The sequence below is a fragment of the uncultured Aliiroseovarius sp. genome (assembly GCF_947492455.1).
Taxonomy (GTDB): Bacteria; Pseudomonadota; Alphaproteobacteria; order Rhodobacterales; family Rhodobacteraceae; genus Aliiroseovarius.
The window spans coordinates 451,101-467,831 of record NZ_CANLNB010000003.1; the positions used below are offsets into that span (position 1 = coordinate 451,101).

General features: G+C 59.5%; 13 protein-coding genes. 10 read left to right on the forward strand and 3 right to left on the reverse strand.

The genetic code is table 11. The features are described from left to right. Positions 1-97: 97 nt before the first annotated feature. Positions 98-931 carry a bifunctional allantoicase/(S)-ureidoglycine aminohydrolase gene (locus Q0677_RS08890; RefSeq protein WP_298908613.1) on the forward strand — a complete coding sequence of 278 codons (834 nt, stop codon included), beginning with the start codon at positions 98-100 and terminating at the stop codon, positions 929-931. A gap of 4 nt (positions 932-935) precedes the next feature. Here Q0677_RS08890 and bhcR read toward each other — a convergent pair whose 3' ends face one another. Then, a complete protein-coding gene (gene bhcR / locus Q0677_RS08895; RefSeq protein WP_298908616.1) occupies positions 936-1,781 on the reverse strand; it encodes an HTH-type transcriptional regulator BhcR in 846 nt (281 codons plus the stop codon). Positions 1,782-1,947: 166 nt separating this feature from the next. Between bhcR and bhcA the strand changes: the two genes are divergently transcribed. The 4 genes from bhcA to bhcD all read left to right on the forward strand — a co-directional run bounded on the left by bhcA (position 1,948) and on the right by bhcD (position 6,335). Next, positions 1,948-3,141 carry an L-aspartate--glyoxylate aminotransferase BhcA gene (gene bhcA, locus Q0677_RS08900; RefSeq protein WP_298908619.1) on the forward strand — a complete coding sequence of 398 codons (1,194 nt, stop codon included), beginning with the start codon at positions 1,948-1,950 and terminating at the stop codon, positions 3,139-3,141. Next, positions 3,138-4,103, forward strand: a complete 966-nt coding sequence (bhcB, locus tag Q0677_RS08905; RefSeq protein WP_298908621.1) for a beta-hydroxyaspartate dehydratase BhcB — start codon at positions 3,138-3,140, stop codon at positions 4,101-4,103. The genes bhcA and bhcB overlap by 4 nt, the downstream gene beginning before the upstream one ends. A gap of 12 nt (positions 4,104-4,115) precedes the next feature. After that, complete coding sequence (bhcC, locus tag Q0677_RS08910; RefSeq protein ID WP_298908623.1) at positions 4,116-5,279, forward strand: 3-hydroxy-D-aspartate aldolase BhcC; 1,164 nt, start codon at positions 4,116-4,118, stop codon at positions 5,277-5,279. A gap of 90 nt (positions 5,280-5,369) precedes the next feature. Continuing rightward, complete coding sequence (gene bhcD / locus Q0677_RS08915; RefSeq protein WP_298908626.1) at positions 5,370-6,335, forward strand: iminosuccinate reductase BhcD; 966 nt, start codon at positions 5,370-5,372, stop codon at positions 6,333-6,335. Between the two features lie 50 nt (positions 6,336-6,385). Here the strand turns inward: bhcD and Q0677_RS08920 are convergent, their stop codons facing one another. Beyond that, entirely contained in the window at positions 6,386-7,306 is a 921-nt protein-coding gene (locus Q0677_RS08920; protein ID WP_298908629.1) for a LysR family transcriptional regulator, read from the reverse strand. Positions 7,307-7,474: 168 nt separating this feature from the next. Between Q0677_RS08920 and xdhA the strand changes: the two genes are divergently transcribed. The 5 genes from xdhA to guaD all read left to right on the forward strand — a co-directional run bounded on the left by xdhA (position 7,475) and on the right by guaD (position 15,220). Beyond that, positions 7,475-8,938, forward strand: a complete 1,464-nt coding sequence (gene xdhA, locus Q0677_RS08925) for a xanthine dehydrogenase small subunit (RefSeq protein WP_298908632.1) — start codon at positions 7,475-7,477, stop codon at positions 8,936-8,938. Between the two features lie 12 nt (positions 8,939-8,950). After that, positions 8,951-11,275, forward strand: a complete 2,325-nt coding sequence (gene xdhB, locus Q0677_RS08930; RefSeq protein WP_298908635.1) for a xanthine dehydrogenase molybdopterin binding subunit — start codon at positions 8,951-8,953, stop codon at positions 11,273-11,275. A gap of 4 nt (positions 11,276-11,279) precedes the next feature. Further along, positions 11,280-12,131: a xanthine dehydrogenase accessory protein XdhC gene (gene xdhC / locus Q0677_RS08935; RefSeq protein ID WP_298908638.1), complete on the forward strand. Its 852-nt coding sequence runs from the start codon at positions 11,280-11,282 to the stop codon at positions 12,129-12,131. Positions 12,132-12,196: 65 nt separating this feature from the next. Further along, a complete protein-coding gene (locus Q0677_RS08940) occupies positions 12,197-13,780 on the forward strand; it encodes a xanthine/uracil/vitamin C permease (RefSeq protein ID WP_298908641.1) in 1,584 nt (527 codons plus the stop codon). Positions 13,781-13,867: 87 nt separating this feature from the next. Further along, positions 13,868-15,220 carry a guanine deaminase gene (gene guaD / locus Q0677_RS08945; RefSeq protein WP_298908644.1) on the forward strand — a complete coding sequence of 451 codons (1,353 nt, stop codon included), beginning with the start codon at positions 13,868-13,870 and terminating at the stop codon, positions 15,218-15,220. A 70-nt stretch (positions 15,221-15,290) separates the two neighbouring features. On the opposite strand, the gene Q0677_RS08950 is transcribed toward guaD, so the two are convergent. Continuing rightward, positions 15,291-16,715: a nucleobase:cation symporter-2 family protein gene (locus Q0677_RS08950; RefSeq protein ID WP_298908646.1), complete on the reverse strand. Its 1,425-nt coding sequence runs from the start codon at positions 16,713-16,715 to the stop codon at positions 15,291-15,293. Positions 16,716-16,731: the final 16 nt, after the last annotated feature.

Genomic DNA, 16,731 nt, shown 5'->3' on the forward strand with positions numbered 1-16,731 from the left:
AAATGTTTCCCTAAAGTGTTGTTGCCGGATTGAGGGTGGTGAGATGATGAAATCACACGCATATTTCTGGCATCTTGCACTCTGATTAGGAGCATCCATGAGCACACAATATTACGCACCGCACGGGGGACTTCCCGCTCAGACCCAGCTTCTGACCGATCGAGCCGTTTTTACGGATGCGTATGCCGTGATCCCTAAGGGGGTGATGCAGGATATTGTGACCAGCTTTTTGCCTTTCTGGACTGACACGCGGCTGTGGGTACTGTCGCGTCCGCTTAGTGGTTTTGCCGAGACGTTCTCGCAATACATCATGGAGGTTCAGCCGGGTGGTGGGTCTGAACGACCCGAGGACGATCCTGAGGCGCAAGCTGTGTTGTTCGTGGTCGAGGGGACCGCGACGTTGGAGGTTGCTGGTGAGGTTCACGAGCTGACGCCGGGCGGTTATGCGTATCTGCCGCCCTCAGAACGCTGGACGTTGCACAACAAAGGCGACGAGGTTCTGCGCTTTCACTGGATCCGCAAAGCCTATCAGCGTGTTGAAGGGCTGGACGCGCCTGATGTGTTGATCCTGAACGAAAAGGACATTGCGCCCACACCGATGCCGGACACGGATGGTACATGGGCCACCACGCGGTTCGTCGACCCAAATGACCTGCGCCATGACATGCACGTGACCATCGTGACGTTCGAGCCGGGCGGGGTGATCCCATTTCTGGAAACCCATGTGATGGAGCACGGGCTGTATGTGCTGGAAGGTAAGGCGGCCTATCGCCTGAATCAAGATTGGGTCGAGGTTGAGGCCGGCGACTTCATGTGGCTGCGCGCCTTCTGCCCGCAGGCATGTTACGCAGGCGGGCCGGGGCGTTTCCGGTATCTTCTGTACAAAGATGTAAACCGCCACATGCCGCTGCGGCTTGGTGGCGGGCGCTAAGACGTCAATTCGGCTGGAATGCGATCCCGCCGATGGCTTCGGTCAGGCGGAGTGACGCGTCTATGACCGCGCGGCTTAGGCGTTCGGTTTCATTTTGACCGACGCGGCTGGTGGGGCCGGAGACCGAAATCCCAGCGACGACCTCGCCGTTCATGTCAAACACAGGCGCCGCGATGCACCGCATCCCGGCGTTTTTCTCTTCATTGTCGATGGCGTATCCACGCGTGCGGATCTGATCTAAGTCCGCACGAAGCTCTTCTGCTGTCGTGATCGTGTGCTCGGTGAAGGCTTCAAACGTCGCGGCATCGAGCACTCGGTTCAACCGGTCCTCGTCCATATAGGCCAATACCGCCTTGCCAATTCCCGACGAGTGCATTGGCGACAGTGTGCCAGGGGGAAAGAAGGCGCGGATATTGGCGTGGGTCTCGACCTGGCTCAGGAATAGCACGGATCCTTCTTTTTCGATGCCAAGGTTCGCTGTTTCGCCGGTGGCTTCCATCAGTTTGCGTAGAATGGGGCGCGCCCGGTCGACAAGGCTGGTGCGCCGTAGGAAACGCGCGCCGATGACAAAGGCGCGGGCACCGATGAACCAGACCTGTTCGACAGTGTCGAACTCCACAAGTCCGCGCGTCTCAAGCGTTACCAGAACCCGATAGACGGTCGCCGGCGACTGCCCCATTTCCTCGGCAATCACCGACAAGGGTTTGCCCTGCGCTTCGCTCAGATGCTCGAAAACCTCCATCGCCCGATCAAGTGATTTGATCGTGTTCTGCGCGGTTTTGTCATGCCAGTCGCGGGGGCGTCCGCGGGCCTTGCGGGTGGTTGATGTGCCGTCTTTTTGGAATTCCATAAAAACCCTCGCATTTTAAGTGAAAAATAAATTCACAATATGAAAAAGTCAATAGATTGAAAAATAACATGAATATTCTGCTTTTCGAAAATGAAAAACGATTTCAAAAAAATATCCCTCGAAATGGACGCCCGATATTGTGGCTTCAATGACGAAGGAGAACCCCATGAGTTTTCAAAACCCCGTTTTTATTCCGGGCCCGACCAACATCCCTGAAAGCCTGCGCAAGGCGTCTGACATGCCGACGATCGACCATCGCTCGCCGCTGTTCGGTCAGATCCTGCATCCGGCGCGCGCAGGCGTGAAGAAGATCCTGAAAAGCCAAACGGCCGAGGTCTTCATCTTCCCCTCCAGCGGCACGGGTGGCTGGGAAACGGCCCTGACCAATACGCTGTCCGCAGGCGACAAAATCCTTGCGGCGCGCAACGGTATGTTCTCGCATCGCTGGATCGACATGTGCCAGCGCCACGGTCTGGATGTGACCATCGTCGAGACCCCGTGGGGCGAAGGCATTCCGGCAGATCGCTATGAAGAAATCCTGACCGCCGACAAAGGTCACGAGATCAAAGCGGTTCTGGCCACCCACAACGAAACCGCCACGGGTGTGAAGTCTGACATTGCCGCGGTGCGCCGTGCGCTGGACGCCGCAGGCCACCCGGCGCTTCTGTTCGTTGATGGCGTCAGCTCGATCGCGTCGATGGAGTTCCGATTTGACGACTGGGGCGTTGATGTTGCGGTGACCGGTTCCCAGAAAGGGTTCATGCTGCCCGCCGGTCTGGCCATCGTGGGCTTCAGCCCCAAGGCGATGGACGCGACCAAGACAGGTACGCTGCCGCGCACCTTCTTTGACGTACACGACATGGCGAAGGGCTATGCCAACAATGCCTATCCCTACACGCCCGCAGTTGGGCTGATGAACGGCCTGAACGAAGCCTGCAAAATGCTTCTGGATGAAGGGCTGGAAAACGTCTTTGCCCGTCACAACCGCATCGCTGAAGGTGTGCGTGCCGCCGTGGGTGCGTGGGGGCTGGAGCTGTGCGCCGCATCTCCGGACGTGTACTCGGACACGGTCAGCGCCATCCGCACGCCTGCACATTTCAACGCGACCGACATCGTAACTTTGGCCGCCGAGAAATACGGCGTCGCCTTCGGTGTCGGGTTGGGCGAGGTCGCGGGCAAGGTGTTCCGTATTGGTCACTTGGGCAGCATGACCGACGTCATGGCCCTGTCGGGCATCGCGACCGCCGAGATGTGCATGGTCGATCTTGGTCTGGACATCACGCTGGGTCTCGGGGTTGCCACGGCGCAGGAATACTATCGTGGAAGCGCTGCCATGAGCCATCAAGAGGCTGCGGAATGAAGGATACGTCGATGTATATCCCGACCTATGACGACATGCTGGAGGCGCATGAGCGCATCCAGCCCCATATCCGCCGCACGCCGGTTCGGACCTCGGATTACCTGAACGAACTGACCGGGGCCGAGCTGTTCTTCAAGTGCGAGAACTTTCAAGAGCCGGGGGCCTTCAAGGTCCGCGGTGCCTCGAACGCGGTGTTCGGGCTGGACGAGGAACAGGCGGCCAAGGGCGTGGCCACACATTCGTCGGGCAACCATGCCTCGTGCCTGTCTTATGCCGCGATGAAGCGGGGAATTCCGTGCAACGTGGTCATGCCGCGCACTGCACCGCAGGCCAAGAAAGACACGGTGCGTCGCTATGGGGGCAAGATCACGGAATGTGAGCCGTCGACCTCGTCGCGGGAAGAAACCTTTGCGCGTGTGCAGGCCGAAACTGGCGGTGATTTCGTGCACCCCTATAACGATCACCGCGTGATCGCGGGGCAGGGCACTTGCGCGCGCGAGTTCATCGAGCAGACCGACGGTCTGGACGCTGTTGTCGCACCCATCGGGGGCGGCGGCATGATCTCGGGCACCTGCCTGACACTGTCGACCTTGGCCCCAGAAACGCAAGTGATCGCAGCCGAGCCTGAGCAGGCGGATGACGCCTATCGCAGCTTCAAGGCAGGCTACATCATCGCGGATGACGCACCCAAAACCATTGCGGATGGGCTGCTTGTGCCGCTGAAAGATCTGACCTGGCACTTCGTGTCAAACCATGTGAGCGAGATCTACACCGCCTCGGATCCTGAAATTATCGACGCGATGAAGCTGATCTGGAAGCACCTGCGCGTGGTCATGGAGCCGTCCAGCGCCGTACCGCTCGCCACCATCTTGAAAAATCCCGACGCGTTCAAAGGCAAGCGCGTGGGCCTGATTATCACCGGCGGCAATGTCGATCTCGACCGCCTGCCGTGGACTCTGTGAAGGAGAATGACAATGAACGCAGTGACCAATTTCGATAACCTTATCGTTGGCTTTGACGTTCCGGCCCTGCCGGGCATGGACGAGGCTGACATCCAGACCCCCGCGCTTGTGCTGGATCTGGACGCGTTGGAGCGCAACATCAAGAAGATGGGCGACTATGCCAAGGCGCATGGGATGCGCCACAGGGTGCATGGCAAGATGCACAAATCGGTGGATGTGGCGAAGTTGCAGGAAGAACTGGGCGGCGCGGTGGGCGTCTGCTGTCAGAAAGTGTCTGAAGCCGAGGTGTTCGTGCGTGGCGGCATCAAAGACGTGCTGGTGTCGAACCAAGTGCGCGATCCGCTTAAGATTGACCGTCTGGCGCAACTGCCGAAGCTGGGCAGCCGGATCATCGTCTGTGTCGACGATCTGGATAATGTGGCCGATCTGTCGGCAGCCGCGCAGAAGCACGGTACCCAGCTGGAAATCTTCATCGAGATCGACTGTGGCGCGGGACGCTGCGGTGTGAATTCGACCGCGGATGTGATCGAGATTGCTAAGGCGATTAACGCCGCCGACAACCTGAAATTCACCGGCATTCAGGCCTATCAGGGCGCGATGCAGCACCTTGATACCTATGAGGCACGTAAAGAGAAGCTGGACGTCGCCATCGGTATGGTGAAAGCCGCGGTGGACGGCCTGAAGGCTGAAGGTATCGAGTGCGAATTGGTCTCGGGCGGCGGCACCGGATCCTATTACTTCGAGTCCAATTCGGGCGTGTATAACGAGCTGCAGTGCGGGTCCTACGCGTTCATGGATGCGGACTATGGCCGTATCCTCGACAAGGACGGCAAGCGGATCGACCAAGGCGAATGGGAGAATGCGTTCTTCATCCTGACCTCGGTGATGAGCCACACCAAAGCCGACAAAGCCATCGTAGACGCGGGCCTGAAGGCGCAGTCGATTGATAGCGGTCTGCCCGTGGTCTTTGGGCGCGATGATGTCGAATACATCAAATGCTCGGACGAACATGGCGTGGTCTCGGACCCGAACGGTGCCCTGAAGGTCAACGACAAGATGCGTCTTGTGCCGGGCCACTGTGACCCGACCGCCAACGTCCATGATTGGTATGTCGGCGTACGAAACGGCAAGGTCGAAACCCTCTGGCCGGTCTCGGCACGCGGCAAGGCGTTTTAAGGAACCTCTGAGGTTGGTCCGGCGACGGGCCTAACCCTCCTGAACTGGGTGGAGCGTCACGCTCCACCTGCTTTTTCAAAGGACACAGACATGTATATCGTTCCAGAACGCGAGATTGCGGGCCTGATGACCCGGGAGGCCGCCTTTAGCGCGGTGGAGCAAGTTTTCGCAGCGATGGCGTCGGGCGACGCCTATAACTTCCCGGTGATCCGCGAGGCGATTGGTCATGAAGATGCGCTTTATGGGTTCAAAGGCGGGTTTGATCAGGTTGGGCTGACATTGGGGCTAAAGGCGGGCGGCTATTGGCCCCACAATCTGGAAAAGCGCGGGCTTATCAATCACCAATCCACCGTGTTTCTGTTTGATCCGGACACCGGCAAGGCCAAGGCAATGGTGGGGGGCAACCTGTTGACCGCCCTCCGCACCGCGGCTGCGTCTTCGGTGTCGATCAAGCACCTTGCACGCGATGATGCGAAGGTGATCGGTATGATCGGCGCGGGTCATCAGGCGACGTTCCAACTGCGCGCCGCGCTTGAGCAGCGCTCGTTTGAAAAGGTGATTGGCTGGAACCTGCATCCCGAGATGCTGCCGAACCTCGAAAAGGTTGCCAGTGAGGCTGGCTTGCCCTTCGAGGCGGTTGAGCTTGATGGCATGACCGAGGCTGATGTGATCATCTCGATCACGTCCTCGTTCGACGCCATCCTTGGCGCAGGCCAAGTCAGCCCCGGCACGCATGTCGCCTGCATGGGCACGGACACCAAGGGTAAACAAGAGGTCGATCCGCAGCTTTTGGTCAAAGCAGACGTGTTCACAGATGAGGTCGCGCAGTCCATCACCATCGGTGAAGCGCAGCATGCCGTGGGGCAGGGCCTGATCCGGGACAGCGACGTGGCGCAGATCGGCGCGGTGATCAACGGGACGAACCCGGGGCGGAGCTCGGACGATCAGATCACGCTGTTTGATGGTACGGGTGTTGGGTTGCAGGACCTAGCGGTGGCCGCATCGGTCGTGGAGCTTGCCATCGAAAAAGGTATCGCCATCGAAGTCGATTTCTGATCAGACGCACATCACAATCAGCGCCCGCCCGGTTCTCAGTGGCGGGCGTTTTACGTTACTTGCGCGGTGTTTGCCTTCAGCATCTCCAATCCGCGGCGCGCCACGAAGTCGACCAACAGGCGGATCTTCGGATCCTGCAGCTTCTTATGCGGGTACAGGCACCCGAACATCGACGGCATGGGGCGGGCATCGGGCAAGATTTCCACCAATTGGCCGGATTGAAGATGCTCTGCCACTTCAAAAAGCGGCTTGTTGACGATCCCACGCCCATCCAGCGCCCAGTTCAACAGAACATCACTGTCATCCGCGTCATATTTCCCCGAGACCTCAAACTTGCGATACCCAGCCTCGGTGTGAAGCGTCCAGAAATACTCGGGAGAGCGGGGATAGCGCAGCAACAAGCAGTTGTGACCCTGTAGCAGGTCATCGGGATGCTGCGGCGTGCCCGCTTGGTCTAAATATCCGGGGGTCGCGCAGAGCACCCGCATGCAGTCGGCGATTTTGCGCAGCTTCAGGCTGCTGTCATGTGGTGTGCCGACGAAGAAGGCCACGTCCAGACCGTCTGCAAGAATATCGACCTTGCGATCCGACATCCGCATCCGCACGTCGATATTCGGATTTCGATCCACAAACTCGGGCACCAACGGGGCAATGATCCGGCGCCCTGCCGCCATGGGCGCGGTCACCCGCACCGTGCCGCGCGGCGCGTCCGAGAAGCGCGCCACAACGCTTTCGGCCTCGTCCACCGTCTCCAGAATGCGCAGGGCCTCGGAATAGAACTGTTGGCCAACCTCGGTCGGGGTCAGCGACCGAGTCGTGCGATTGAACAGCCGGACCCCCAGATGCTTCTCAAGCTCTTTTATCCGTTTGCTGGCCACAGCTGGCGTCAGACGCAGGTCGCGCCCGCCCGAGGTGATGCTGCCCAGCTCGACCACGCGGCAGAAGACACGCAGGCTTTCCATATAGGCCATTGGGGTTCCTAACTTTTCTCAAGGCACCATAGTGCCGCTGGCGCCCAGTATAGCAATTTTCAATGATCTGTTGAAAGTATTTCCCAAAACCTATCATTTTTCCGTGCAGTCATTCGCCGTAGTCTCACCTTCATACCCGCCCGCGCGGGACAGGTTTTGGGAGGCCATATGACGTATCAAAGCACCATTCGCTTTCTTCTGAACGGACAGGAAAAGACCGTCTCCAGCGTGAATGCTACGCTGACGCTTCTGGACTATCTGCGGCTTGAGGAACGTCTGACCGGCACCAAGGAAGGGTGTGCCGAAGGTGATTGCGGGGCTTGTACGGTCATGGTCGGGCGGCTCCAAAACGGCGTGCTGCACTATGAGACAGTGAATGCCTGCATCCGTTTTCTGGCGTCACTGAACGGCTGTCACATCGTTACGATCGAACATCTCGCTGGCCCCAAGGGGCGGCTGCATCCGGTGCAGCAAGCGATGGTTGACTTCCACGGCAGTCAATGTGGTTTCTGTACCCCGGGCTTCGTCATGTCGCTTTACGCCCTGTGGATGGAGACCCCGCAGCCAACAGCCCATGAGGTCGAAACTGCCATTCAAGGGAACCTGTGCCGCTGCACGGGGTATGAGCCCATCGTGAAGGCGGCGCTGGCCGTCAACCAATATGGCACTCCTGCACATGACCATCTGAACACCGAGCGCGCGACGGTGACCGCACAGCTGACCGAGCTGGCCCAAACCGCACGCATCGAGGCTGGCCCGGAAGATGACCGTGCTCTCCTGCCGCTTGATGTCGCCGACTTCGCAGACATTCTGGCCAAGAACCCGAAAGCGACCATCGTTGCAGGGTCGACGGATGTGGGGCTGTGGGTAACGAAGTTCATGCGGCCGATCTCTCCGGTTGTGTTCATCACCCATCTGGACGAGTTGAAATCCATCGAGATCTCCGACGACGCGCTGATCCTCGGCGCGGGCGTGACCTACAGCGAAAGCCAATCTGCGATCCGTCAGGCCTTCCCCCATCTGGGGGAATACTGGGACCGGATTGCGGGCTGGCAAGTGCGCAATATGGGGACCATCGGGGGTAATATTGCCAATGGATCACCCATCGGGGACACCCCGCCGGTTCTGATCGCGCTGGGCGCCGAAGTGACGCTGCAAAGCACCAAGGGCACGCGCGTTCTGCCGCTCGAGGACTTCTTCATCGACTACGGCAAACAGGACCGCAACGAGGGTGAGTTTGTCGCCAGCATCCGCATCCCCCGTGCCACGGCGACGCAGATTGATGCAGCCTATAAGATTTCGAAGCGTCGGGACGAGGATATCTCTTCCGTTGCCGCAGGGCTAAGCGTGTCGGTCGAGGATGGCATCATCACGAACGCCCGCATTGCATTTGGCGGTATGGCGGCCACGCCGAAACGTGCGGCCGCGGCCGAGGCTGTGCTGGTCGGCCAGCCATGGAGCGCAGAAGTTTTCGAGGCGGCGGCCAAGGCGCTGGCGCAAGACTTCACACCCCTCACGGACTGGCGCGCGTCGGCAGAGTACCGACTGCTTGTAGCCGGAAACCTGCTGCGCCGCTTCCACCTAGAACATGACACGGCCAATGACGTGCCCGCACGTTTGGCGATTGCGTAAGGGGGCGACAAGATGAAAGATCTTCAGACCGTAAAGGGTGCCGCGCATCAGAACCTGAAACATGACAGTGCCGTCAAGCAGGTTCAGGGCCGCGCCGACTATACCGATGACATCGCCGAGCCGATTGGCACGCTGCATGCCTATCTGGGCGTCTCGACCGTGACCCACGGTAAGATCCTGTCGATGGACCTGTCACGTGTGCGTCAAGCGCCGGGCGTGGTCACGGTGCTAACTGCCGAAGACGTGCCGGGTGTGAATGATGTCAGCCCCACGGGCCGCCATGACGAACCGGTGTTTCCGACCGAAAAGGTGGAATTCCATGGCCAGCCCATGTTTGCCGTTATTGCCGAAACACGTGATGCAGCACGTCGGGCCGCCGAGCTCGCAGATGTGGAGTATGAGGTTCTGCCGCATGCGCTGGACCCGGTCGCTGCTGAACAGGCAGGAATGCCGCTTGTCACTGATCCTCTGAAGCTCGAGCGCGGTGATGTGGGGGCTGGGTTTGCTGAAGCCACGCACCGTATCACGGGTCAGATGATCGTCGGCGGGCAGGATCACATGTATCTGGAAGGACATATCGCCTTTGCCATCCCCGGCGAAGATGACGACGTGATCGTCCATTGTTCCACCCAGCACCCAAGCGAAGCCCAGCATATGGTGGCTCATGTTCTGGGCGTTCCGAACAATGCGGTCGTGGTTAATGTGCGTCGCATGGGCGGCGGGTTCGGCGGCAAGGAAAGCCAGATGAATCTTTTCTGTGCGGTCGCCGCGCTGGGTGCCAAGAAGCTGAACCGCCCGGTCAAGATCCGCCCGGATCGCGATCAGGACATGACCGCCACCGGCAAGCGCCATGACTTCGTGATCGATTATGATCTGGGCTTTGACGATGCGGGCCGTATTCAAGTAGTGGAAAGTCAGTTCGCCGCGCGCTGTGGTTATTCCTCAGACCTGTCGGGTCCTGTCACGGACCGTGCGCTGTTTCACGCGGACAACGCCTATTATTATCCCAATGTGCGCCTGACCTCGCGCCCGCAAAAGACCAACACGGTCTCGAACACCGCGTTTCGTGGGTTCGGTGGGCCGCAGGGGGCGGTGGCCGCTGAACGGATGATCGAAGAGATCGCATTCGCGCTGGGCAAAGACCCGTTGGAGATCCGCAAGGCCAACTTCTATGGCGATGAAACGGACGGGCGCAATGTGACGCCCTATCATCAGACGGTCGAAGACAATGTCATTGGCAGGATTGTGGACGAACTGGAAGATAGCGCCGACTATCAAGCGCGCCGCAATGCAATCCTTGAACACAATGCCAAGGGCGGCGTGATCCGTCGCGGCATCGCATTGACGCCGGTGAAATTCGGCATCTCGTTCACAGCCACTTGGTTCAATCAGGCCGGCGCTCTGGTCCATGTCTACAATGATGGCTCGATCCACCTGAACCACGGAGGGACCGAGATGGGGCAGGGGCTGAACACCAAGATCGCCCAAGTAGTGGCCGAGGCCTTTCAGGTCGATTTCGACCGGATCAAGATCACCAAAACCACGACCGAGAAGGTGCCGAACACCTCAGCGACGGCTGCATCCTCTGGGGCGGACCTGAACGGTTTGGCAGCGCTGGACGCGGTCGAGCAGATCAAGGCGCGGTTGGTGGCCTTTGCAGTGGAAAGCCGTGGCGTTTCGGAGGATGCGGTCGAGTTCCGTCCCAACCATCTGCGCATCGGGGACGAAACCATCGCCTTCGATACCTTCATCAAAGAAGCCTATATGGCGCGTGTGCAGTTGTCTGCGGCCGGGTTCTATAAGACGCCGAAAATCCACTGGGATCGTGCCTCGGGCACCGGGCGGCCGTTTTATTACTACGCTTATGGCGCTTCGTGTTCCGAGGTCGCCATCGACACGCTGACCGGAGAATACCGGATCGAGCGGACGGACATTTTGCATGATGTGGGCCGGTCGCTAAACCCGATCTTGGACAAGGGGCAGGTGGAAGGTGCCTTCATTCAGGGCATGGGCTGGCTGACCACAGAAGAGCTGTGGTGGGACGACGCCGGTCGCCTGCGTACCCATGCGCCCTCGACCTACAAAATCCCGCTGGCCAGCGACCGCCCGCGTGAGTTCAACGTGAACCTTGTCGACTGGTCCGAGAACCGCGAGATGACGATCAAGCGGTCGAAAGCGGTCGGCGAACCTCCGTTTGTGCTGGGCGTGTCGGTTTTGGAGGCGCTGTCCATGGCGGTCGCCTCGGTGAATGACTATCGCACCTGCCCACGTCTTGAAGCTCCGGCCACACCCGAACGTGTCTTGATGGCGGTCGAACGCCTACGCGCTCAGGGGTGAACTGATGTATTCCGCTCAATCCCTTCAACAGTTCCTCAATGGTCCCGGCCCGGTCGCCAGCGTGCGACTGACCAAAGTGCGTGGTTCCTCCCCCCGCACGGCCGGGACCGAAATGTATGTCCGGGCAGACAGTTTGTGGGGCACAATCGGTGGTGGGCAGTTAGAGCATCTGGCAATTAAGGCCGCGCGAAACCTGCTGACGAATGGCGATCTGTCGCAACATTTAGATGTCCCGCTTGGACCCGAGATCGGCCAATGCTGTGGCGGACGGGTTGAACTTTCGCTCGCGCGGATGAGCGTGACGGACAAAGATATCGCCTTGAATGTTGTGCACATGGAAGAAGCCGCGCAGCCTGCGGTCTATGTGCTGGGGGCTGGCCATGTCGGGCGGGCGCTGGCGGATCTGTTCCAGCACCTTCCGGTGCGCTGCGTGCTGGTAGACCAACGCGAAGACGAGTTGGCCCTATCACACGCTTCTGTCGAAAAGCGACTGAGTGTCGTGCCCGAGTTTGACGTAATGAACGCGCCGAAAGGCAGCGCCTTCATCGTGTTGACCCATGACCACGGGTTGGATTTTCTGCTGACCTCGGCCGCGCTTGAACGCGGCGATGCAGCCTATGTAGGAATGATTGGGTCCGCCACAAAGCGCGCGAAATTCGCCAGCTGGACCCGTAAGAATTGCGACGACCTGTCTGTCGCACCCTTGATCTGCCCCATCGGGGCAGGCGGTAGCCGCGACAAGCGGCCCGCCGTGATCGCCGCCCTCGTGGCGGCAGAAGTGATCACGGCATTGACCTCTGAAACTGCCGCAAAATCCCCTGACTGGGGCGCTGTCTCGCATATCGCGGCGCAGTGAAACAACGCGGGTTGGGGTGTGTCGAGGAGAACGCCCCCGACCCGGTTTGATTGAAGGAGGTCCCCATGAGGGATGGGAGTTACACTTACAAGCTGTTTCACCGCAGCGATTTCAGCGCGTTCTGGGCGCTGTTCACAGACAACCTGATCAACTTGATGGTTTTGGCGGGCATCTGTCAGTTCGTCTTCCAAATGCCAGCGGACATCGTCTATGGCCGCATCGTACCCGGGGCTGCTATCGCGATCCTTGCGGGTATTGCGGTCTATGTAGGCCTTGCCAAACGCGCGGCGGCTCAGCATGGGCGGGATGTGACGGCGATGCCTTACGGCATCTCGACCCCGGTGATGTTCGTCTATCTGTTTGGCGTCATCGGACCGATCTATTGGTCGACCAATGACCCGGTTCTGGCCTGGCAGGTCGGGATTGGCGCGGGCTTCATGGGGGGCATTGTCGCCGCTATGGGCGCGATTATTGGTCCGTGGCTGAAGCGCGTGACGCCGCGTGCGGGTATGCTGGGCACACTGTGCGGCATCGCGCTTGTGTTCATCGGCACCGTGCCGCTGGCCACCGTGTTCGAGAACCCGTTCATCGGTTTTGCCTCGATGATCATCATCCTGTGGGGACTGGTTGGGCGTTTCCGCCTGCCGTTTAACATCCCAGCCGGTTTGCTCGCGCTGATCGTCGGGACGATTGTGGCCTTTGCCATTGGCGAAGCCAAAATCAGCACGGATGGCGTCGGTTTCTATCCGCCCATGCCCTATATCGGTGACCTGATTGCAGGGATCCAACACCTGTTCGCCAACCCGGAGCTGTTCCTGGTTCTGGTGCCAGTGCAGATCTACAACTTCATCGAAACGATGAACAACGTGGAAAGCGCCGAGGCTGCAGGTGACCACTACCCTGTCGCCACCTGCCAGATCACCGATGGTGTCGGCACGATGGTTGGCGCCGTTTTCGGTTCACCTTTCCCGACCACCGCCTATATCGGCCACCCGGCATATAAGCGGATGGGGGCGCATGCTGGATACATCATCGGCGTGGGCATCGTGATCCCTCTGGCCGCGTTCCTTGGCCTGTTGGCGTTCCTGAACAACCTGATCCCCGTGGCCGCCGCCGCCCCGGTTCTGGTGTTTGTTGCGCTGAGCCTGATCACCAACACGGCCCATTCGGTGAAGACGGACCACATGGCCGCCGTGACCTTCGCGATGATGCCGCACGTATCGTCGTTCCTGATGGTCAAATGGGGGTCGCTCATCGGGGCACTTGGCGCCGTTGGTGTCGCTGGCCTGCCGCAGCTAGGGGACGAGGCGCTGACCGCTGCCCTTCTGCAGCAAGGCGCCCATTTCGAAGGTCACTTGGCCCTGTCGCAAGGTGCGATCCTGACCGGTCTGATCTGGGGCGCCATTGTGGCCAGCGTCATCGACGGCAACTTCAAGAACGCGGGCGGCTTTGCCTTTGCAGCGGCCATCATGTCGGCCTTCGGCATCATCCACGGTGCCAGCCTGCATTGGCCGGAACTTAGCGGCGTCTCTGCCGGCTATCTGATCTCGGCTGCGTTCCTCTACATCTATCCGCTTTTCCACAAGGAAGACGAGCTGGTGAACGAGAATGTCGTGGTCGAGGAAGCCCCAACTACGCCTGCGGAATAACACCCTGAACCTTGGAGTGGGCCGCGGTGCGATCCGTCGGCCCACTTCGCTTTCCGCTCACTCAAAGCAAATGAACCGGATTTCAAAATGACCAACACACAGCCACGGACGCTTCTGCGCGGGCGGACGCTCGACTTCAACCGCAAGCCATTGGATGAGGCCGACACCGAGGCCTATAACTATCTGGAAGATGGCGCGATCCTGATCGTGAATGGCAAGATCGAAGCATCCGGTCCCTATGATCAGCTGTCTGCCTGCGCGCCAGACGCGACGGTGATCGACCACCGCCCGCATCTGTTGATGCCCGGCTTTATCGACATGCATGTCCACTTTCCTCAGGTGCAGGTGATTGCCTCGTGGGGCGCGCAGCTTCTGGATTGGCTGAACACCTATACTTTCCCAGAAGAAACCCGCTTTGCAGACGATGCGCATGCCGCTGCGATGGCCGCGCATTTCTGTGATCTGCTGACCGGTCACGGCACCACCACGGCGGTTGCCTTTGGATCCGTGCACGCGGGATCGGTCGACGCGCTGTTCACAGAAGCCGCCAAGCGCAACATGTGCATGATCAGCGGCAAGGTCATGATGGATCGAAACGCCCCAGACGGGCTGCGGGACACGCCACAGACGGGCTATGATGACACGAAGGCGCTGATCGAGAAGTGGCATGGCACAGGCCGCGCGCACTACGCAATCACGCCACGCTTTGCGATTACCTCGACACCCGAACAGATGGAAATGGCGGGCGCGTTGGTGGCCGAGCATCCTGATTGTTTTGTCCAAACGCATCTGAGCGAAAACCACGACGAGATCGCCTTCACGGCTGAACTGTATCCCGATGCGCCAGACTATCTGGGCGTTTATGAGCACTATGGATTGCTGGGTGAAAAGACCCTGCTGGGGCACGCCATTCACCTAACCCCGCGCGAGATTGATGTGCTGGCAGACACAGGTTCGAAGCCAGTCTTCTGCCCGACCTCGAACCTGTTCTTAGGGAGCGGCTTGTTTGACGATGCAGGCCTTGCCGCGCGCGGTATTCAGAACGGGATCGCCACGGATATCGGGGCAGGGACCAGCTATTCAATGCTGCAGACCCTGAATGAAGGCTACAAGGTCCTGCAACTTCAAAACCAGAAACTGCACCCGCTTGCGGCGTTCGATTGGATCACCCGTGGCAATGCCGAGGTGCTGGGACTGTCGGATAAGATCGGATCGCTGGCCGAGGGATCGGATGCTGATATCGTGGTTTTGAACGCCCGCTCGACCCATGCGATGGACCTGCGGATGCAACGGGCCGAGACCCTATCCGAAGAGTTGTTCATCCTGCAGATGTTGGGGGATGATCGCGCAGTTGAGCAGGTCTATGTGGCAGGGAGCGCGTCCAAATCTGTGCCAACGAGCGCTGATCCCGAGAAGCTGACCCAACCGGTTGCGGCGTAATCCCCGCGCGCTTCCAACAAAAAAGCGGCGTGAACCTCACGCCGCTTTTCACTTTGCTTAAGTGCCGCTCTTAGCCGTTGTCGCTTTTCGGCAGGGATCCCTGACCGTGTCCAGATAACCCGCCCGAGACTTCCTCGGTCGATTCATTCGACAGTTCCTCGGGAAGCACCAGGTTCAGCACAATCGCGATCAGTGCGGCAGGCAGGATGCCCGACGTGGCCAAAACCTTGATCGTCGAGGGCAGGTGCTGCAGGGCGCCCGGCTCCAACTGAAGGCCAAGTCCCAGCGACAGCGAAATGGCGAAGATCACCATGTTGCGGCGGTTCCAGTCGACATCCGACAGCATCGAAATACCGGCCGAGGCCACCATGCCGAACATCACGATTACACCGCCGCCCAGAACTTCGATCGGGATCGACGAGATGATCGCCCCGATCTTGGGGATAAGCCCGGCAAGGATCAGGAAGATCGCACCGATGGTCACCACGTGGCGGCTCATCACGCCGGTCATGGCAATCAGGCCCACGTTCTGGCTGAACGAGGTGTTGGGCAGGGCGCCAAACAGGCCCGAGACCGCCGTGCCAAGACCGTCAGCATAGGTTGCGCCTTGGATCTCTTTGTCAGTCGCCTCGCGTCCGGCACCACCTTTGGTAATCCCCGAGACGTCGCCAACGGTTTCCACCGCGGAGACGAAGGACATCAGACAGAAGCCGATAATCGCCGCGACCGAGAACTCGACACCGAAGTGGAAGGGGTTCGGAAGCGCGAAGGGCGCTGCGCGGCCAACATTGCCTAGGTTCACCTCGCCGATGACGAAGGCAAAGACGTAGCCCACGATCAGGCCGATCAGAACCGCGGATACCGACAGCATGCCACGGGTATAGAACTTAAGGCCAAGCGTGACGAAGATCACAACCAGCGCCATGGTCCAGTTGATCAGCGATCCATATTCGGGCTTGCCGATGGCCGGAACACCGCCCGCTGCATACTGAATACCAACTTTCACCAGTGCGAGACCGATCATGGTTACCACAAGGCCTGTCACCAAAGGCGGCAAGGCAAAGCGGATCCTGCCGATAAACAGGCCAAGGAATGCGTGGAATAAGCCCCCTACGATGACCCCGCCCATCAGGACCGCGATCGCATCAACCCCTTTGCCCGCAACCAACGGGATCATGATTGGGATGAAGGCAAAAGATGTACCCTGTACGATGGGAAGGCGTGCGCCTGCCGGGCCCAGACCGATGGTCTGGATCAAGGTGGCGACGCCTGCAAAGAACATCGACATCTGGATCATATAGATCATCTGTGGAAAGTCCGGGCTGTTCGAGCCGAACCCGAACCCAGCAGCCCCGCAGATGATGATGGCTGGCGTGACGTTCGAGACGAACATCGCCAGCACGTGTTGGATGCCCAAGGGCACAGCCTTGGCAAGTGGTGGTGTATAGTTGGGATCGCGCAGCTGCTCTGGCGTCCCGATGGATGTGTTAGCCATTTTTCTTCCTCCCTAT

Excerpts from the sequence above, each read along its gene's own strand:
- Q0677_RS08890 (WP_298908613.1), top strand. The coding sequence starts at position 98 with ATGAGCACACAATATTACGCACCGCACGGGGGACTTCCCGCTCAGACC.
- bhcR (WP_298908616.1), bottom strand. The coding sequence starts at position 1,781 with ATGGAATTCCAAAAAGACGGCACATCAACCACCCGCAAGGCCCGCGGA.
- bhcA (WP_298908619.1), top strand. The coding sequence starts at position 1,948 with ATGAGTTTTCAAAACCCCGTTTTTATTCCGGGCCCGACCAACATCCCT.
- bhcB (WP_298908621.1), top strand. The coding sequence starts at position 3,138 with ATGAAGGATACGTCGATGTATATCCCGACCTATGACGACATGCTGGAG.
- bhcC (WP_298908623.1), top strand. The coding sequence starts at position 4,116 with ATGAACGCAGTGACCAATTTCGATAACCTTATCGTTGGCTTTGACGTT.
- bhcD (WP_298908626.1), top strand. The coding sequence starts at position 5,370 with ATGTATATCGTTCCAGAACGCGAGATTGCGGGCCTGATGACCCGGGAG.
- Q0677_RS08920 (WP_298908629.1), bottom strand. The coding sequence starts at position 7,306 with ATGGCCTATATGGAAAGCCTGCGTGTCTTCTGCCGCGTGGTCGAGCTG.
- xdhA (WP_298908632.1), top strand. The coding sequence starts at position 7,475 with ATGACGTATCAAAGCACCATTCGCTTTCTTCTGAACGGACAGGAAAAG.
- xdhB (WP_298908635.1), top strand. The coding sequence starts at position 8,951 with ATGAAAGATCTTCAGACCGTAAAGGGTGCCGCGCATCAGAACCTGAAA.
- xdhC (WP_298908638.1), top strand. The coding sequence starts at position 11,280 with ATGTATTCCGCTCAATCCCTTCAACAGTTCCTCAATGGTCCCGGCCCG.
- Q0677_RS08940 (WP_298908641.1), top strand. The coding sequence starts at position 12,197 with ATGAGGGATGGGAGTTACACTTACAAGCTGTTTCACCGCAGCGATTTC.
- guaD (WP_298908644.1), top strand. The coding sequence starts at position 13,868 with ATGACCAACACACAGCCACGGACGCTTCTGCGCGGGCGGACGCTCGAC.
- Q0677_RS08950 (WP_298908646.1), bottom strand. The coding sequence starts at position 16,715 with ATGGCTAACACATCCATCGGGACGCCAGAGCAGCTGCGCGATCCCAAC.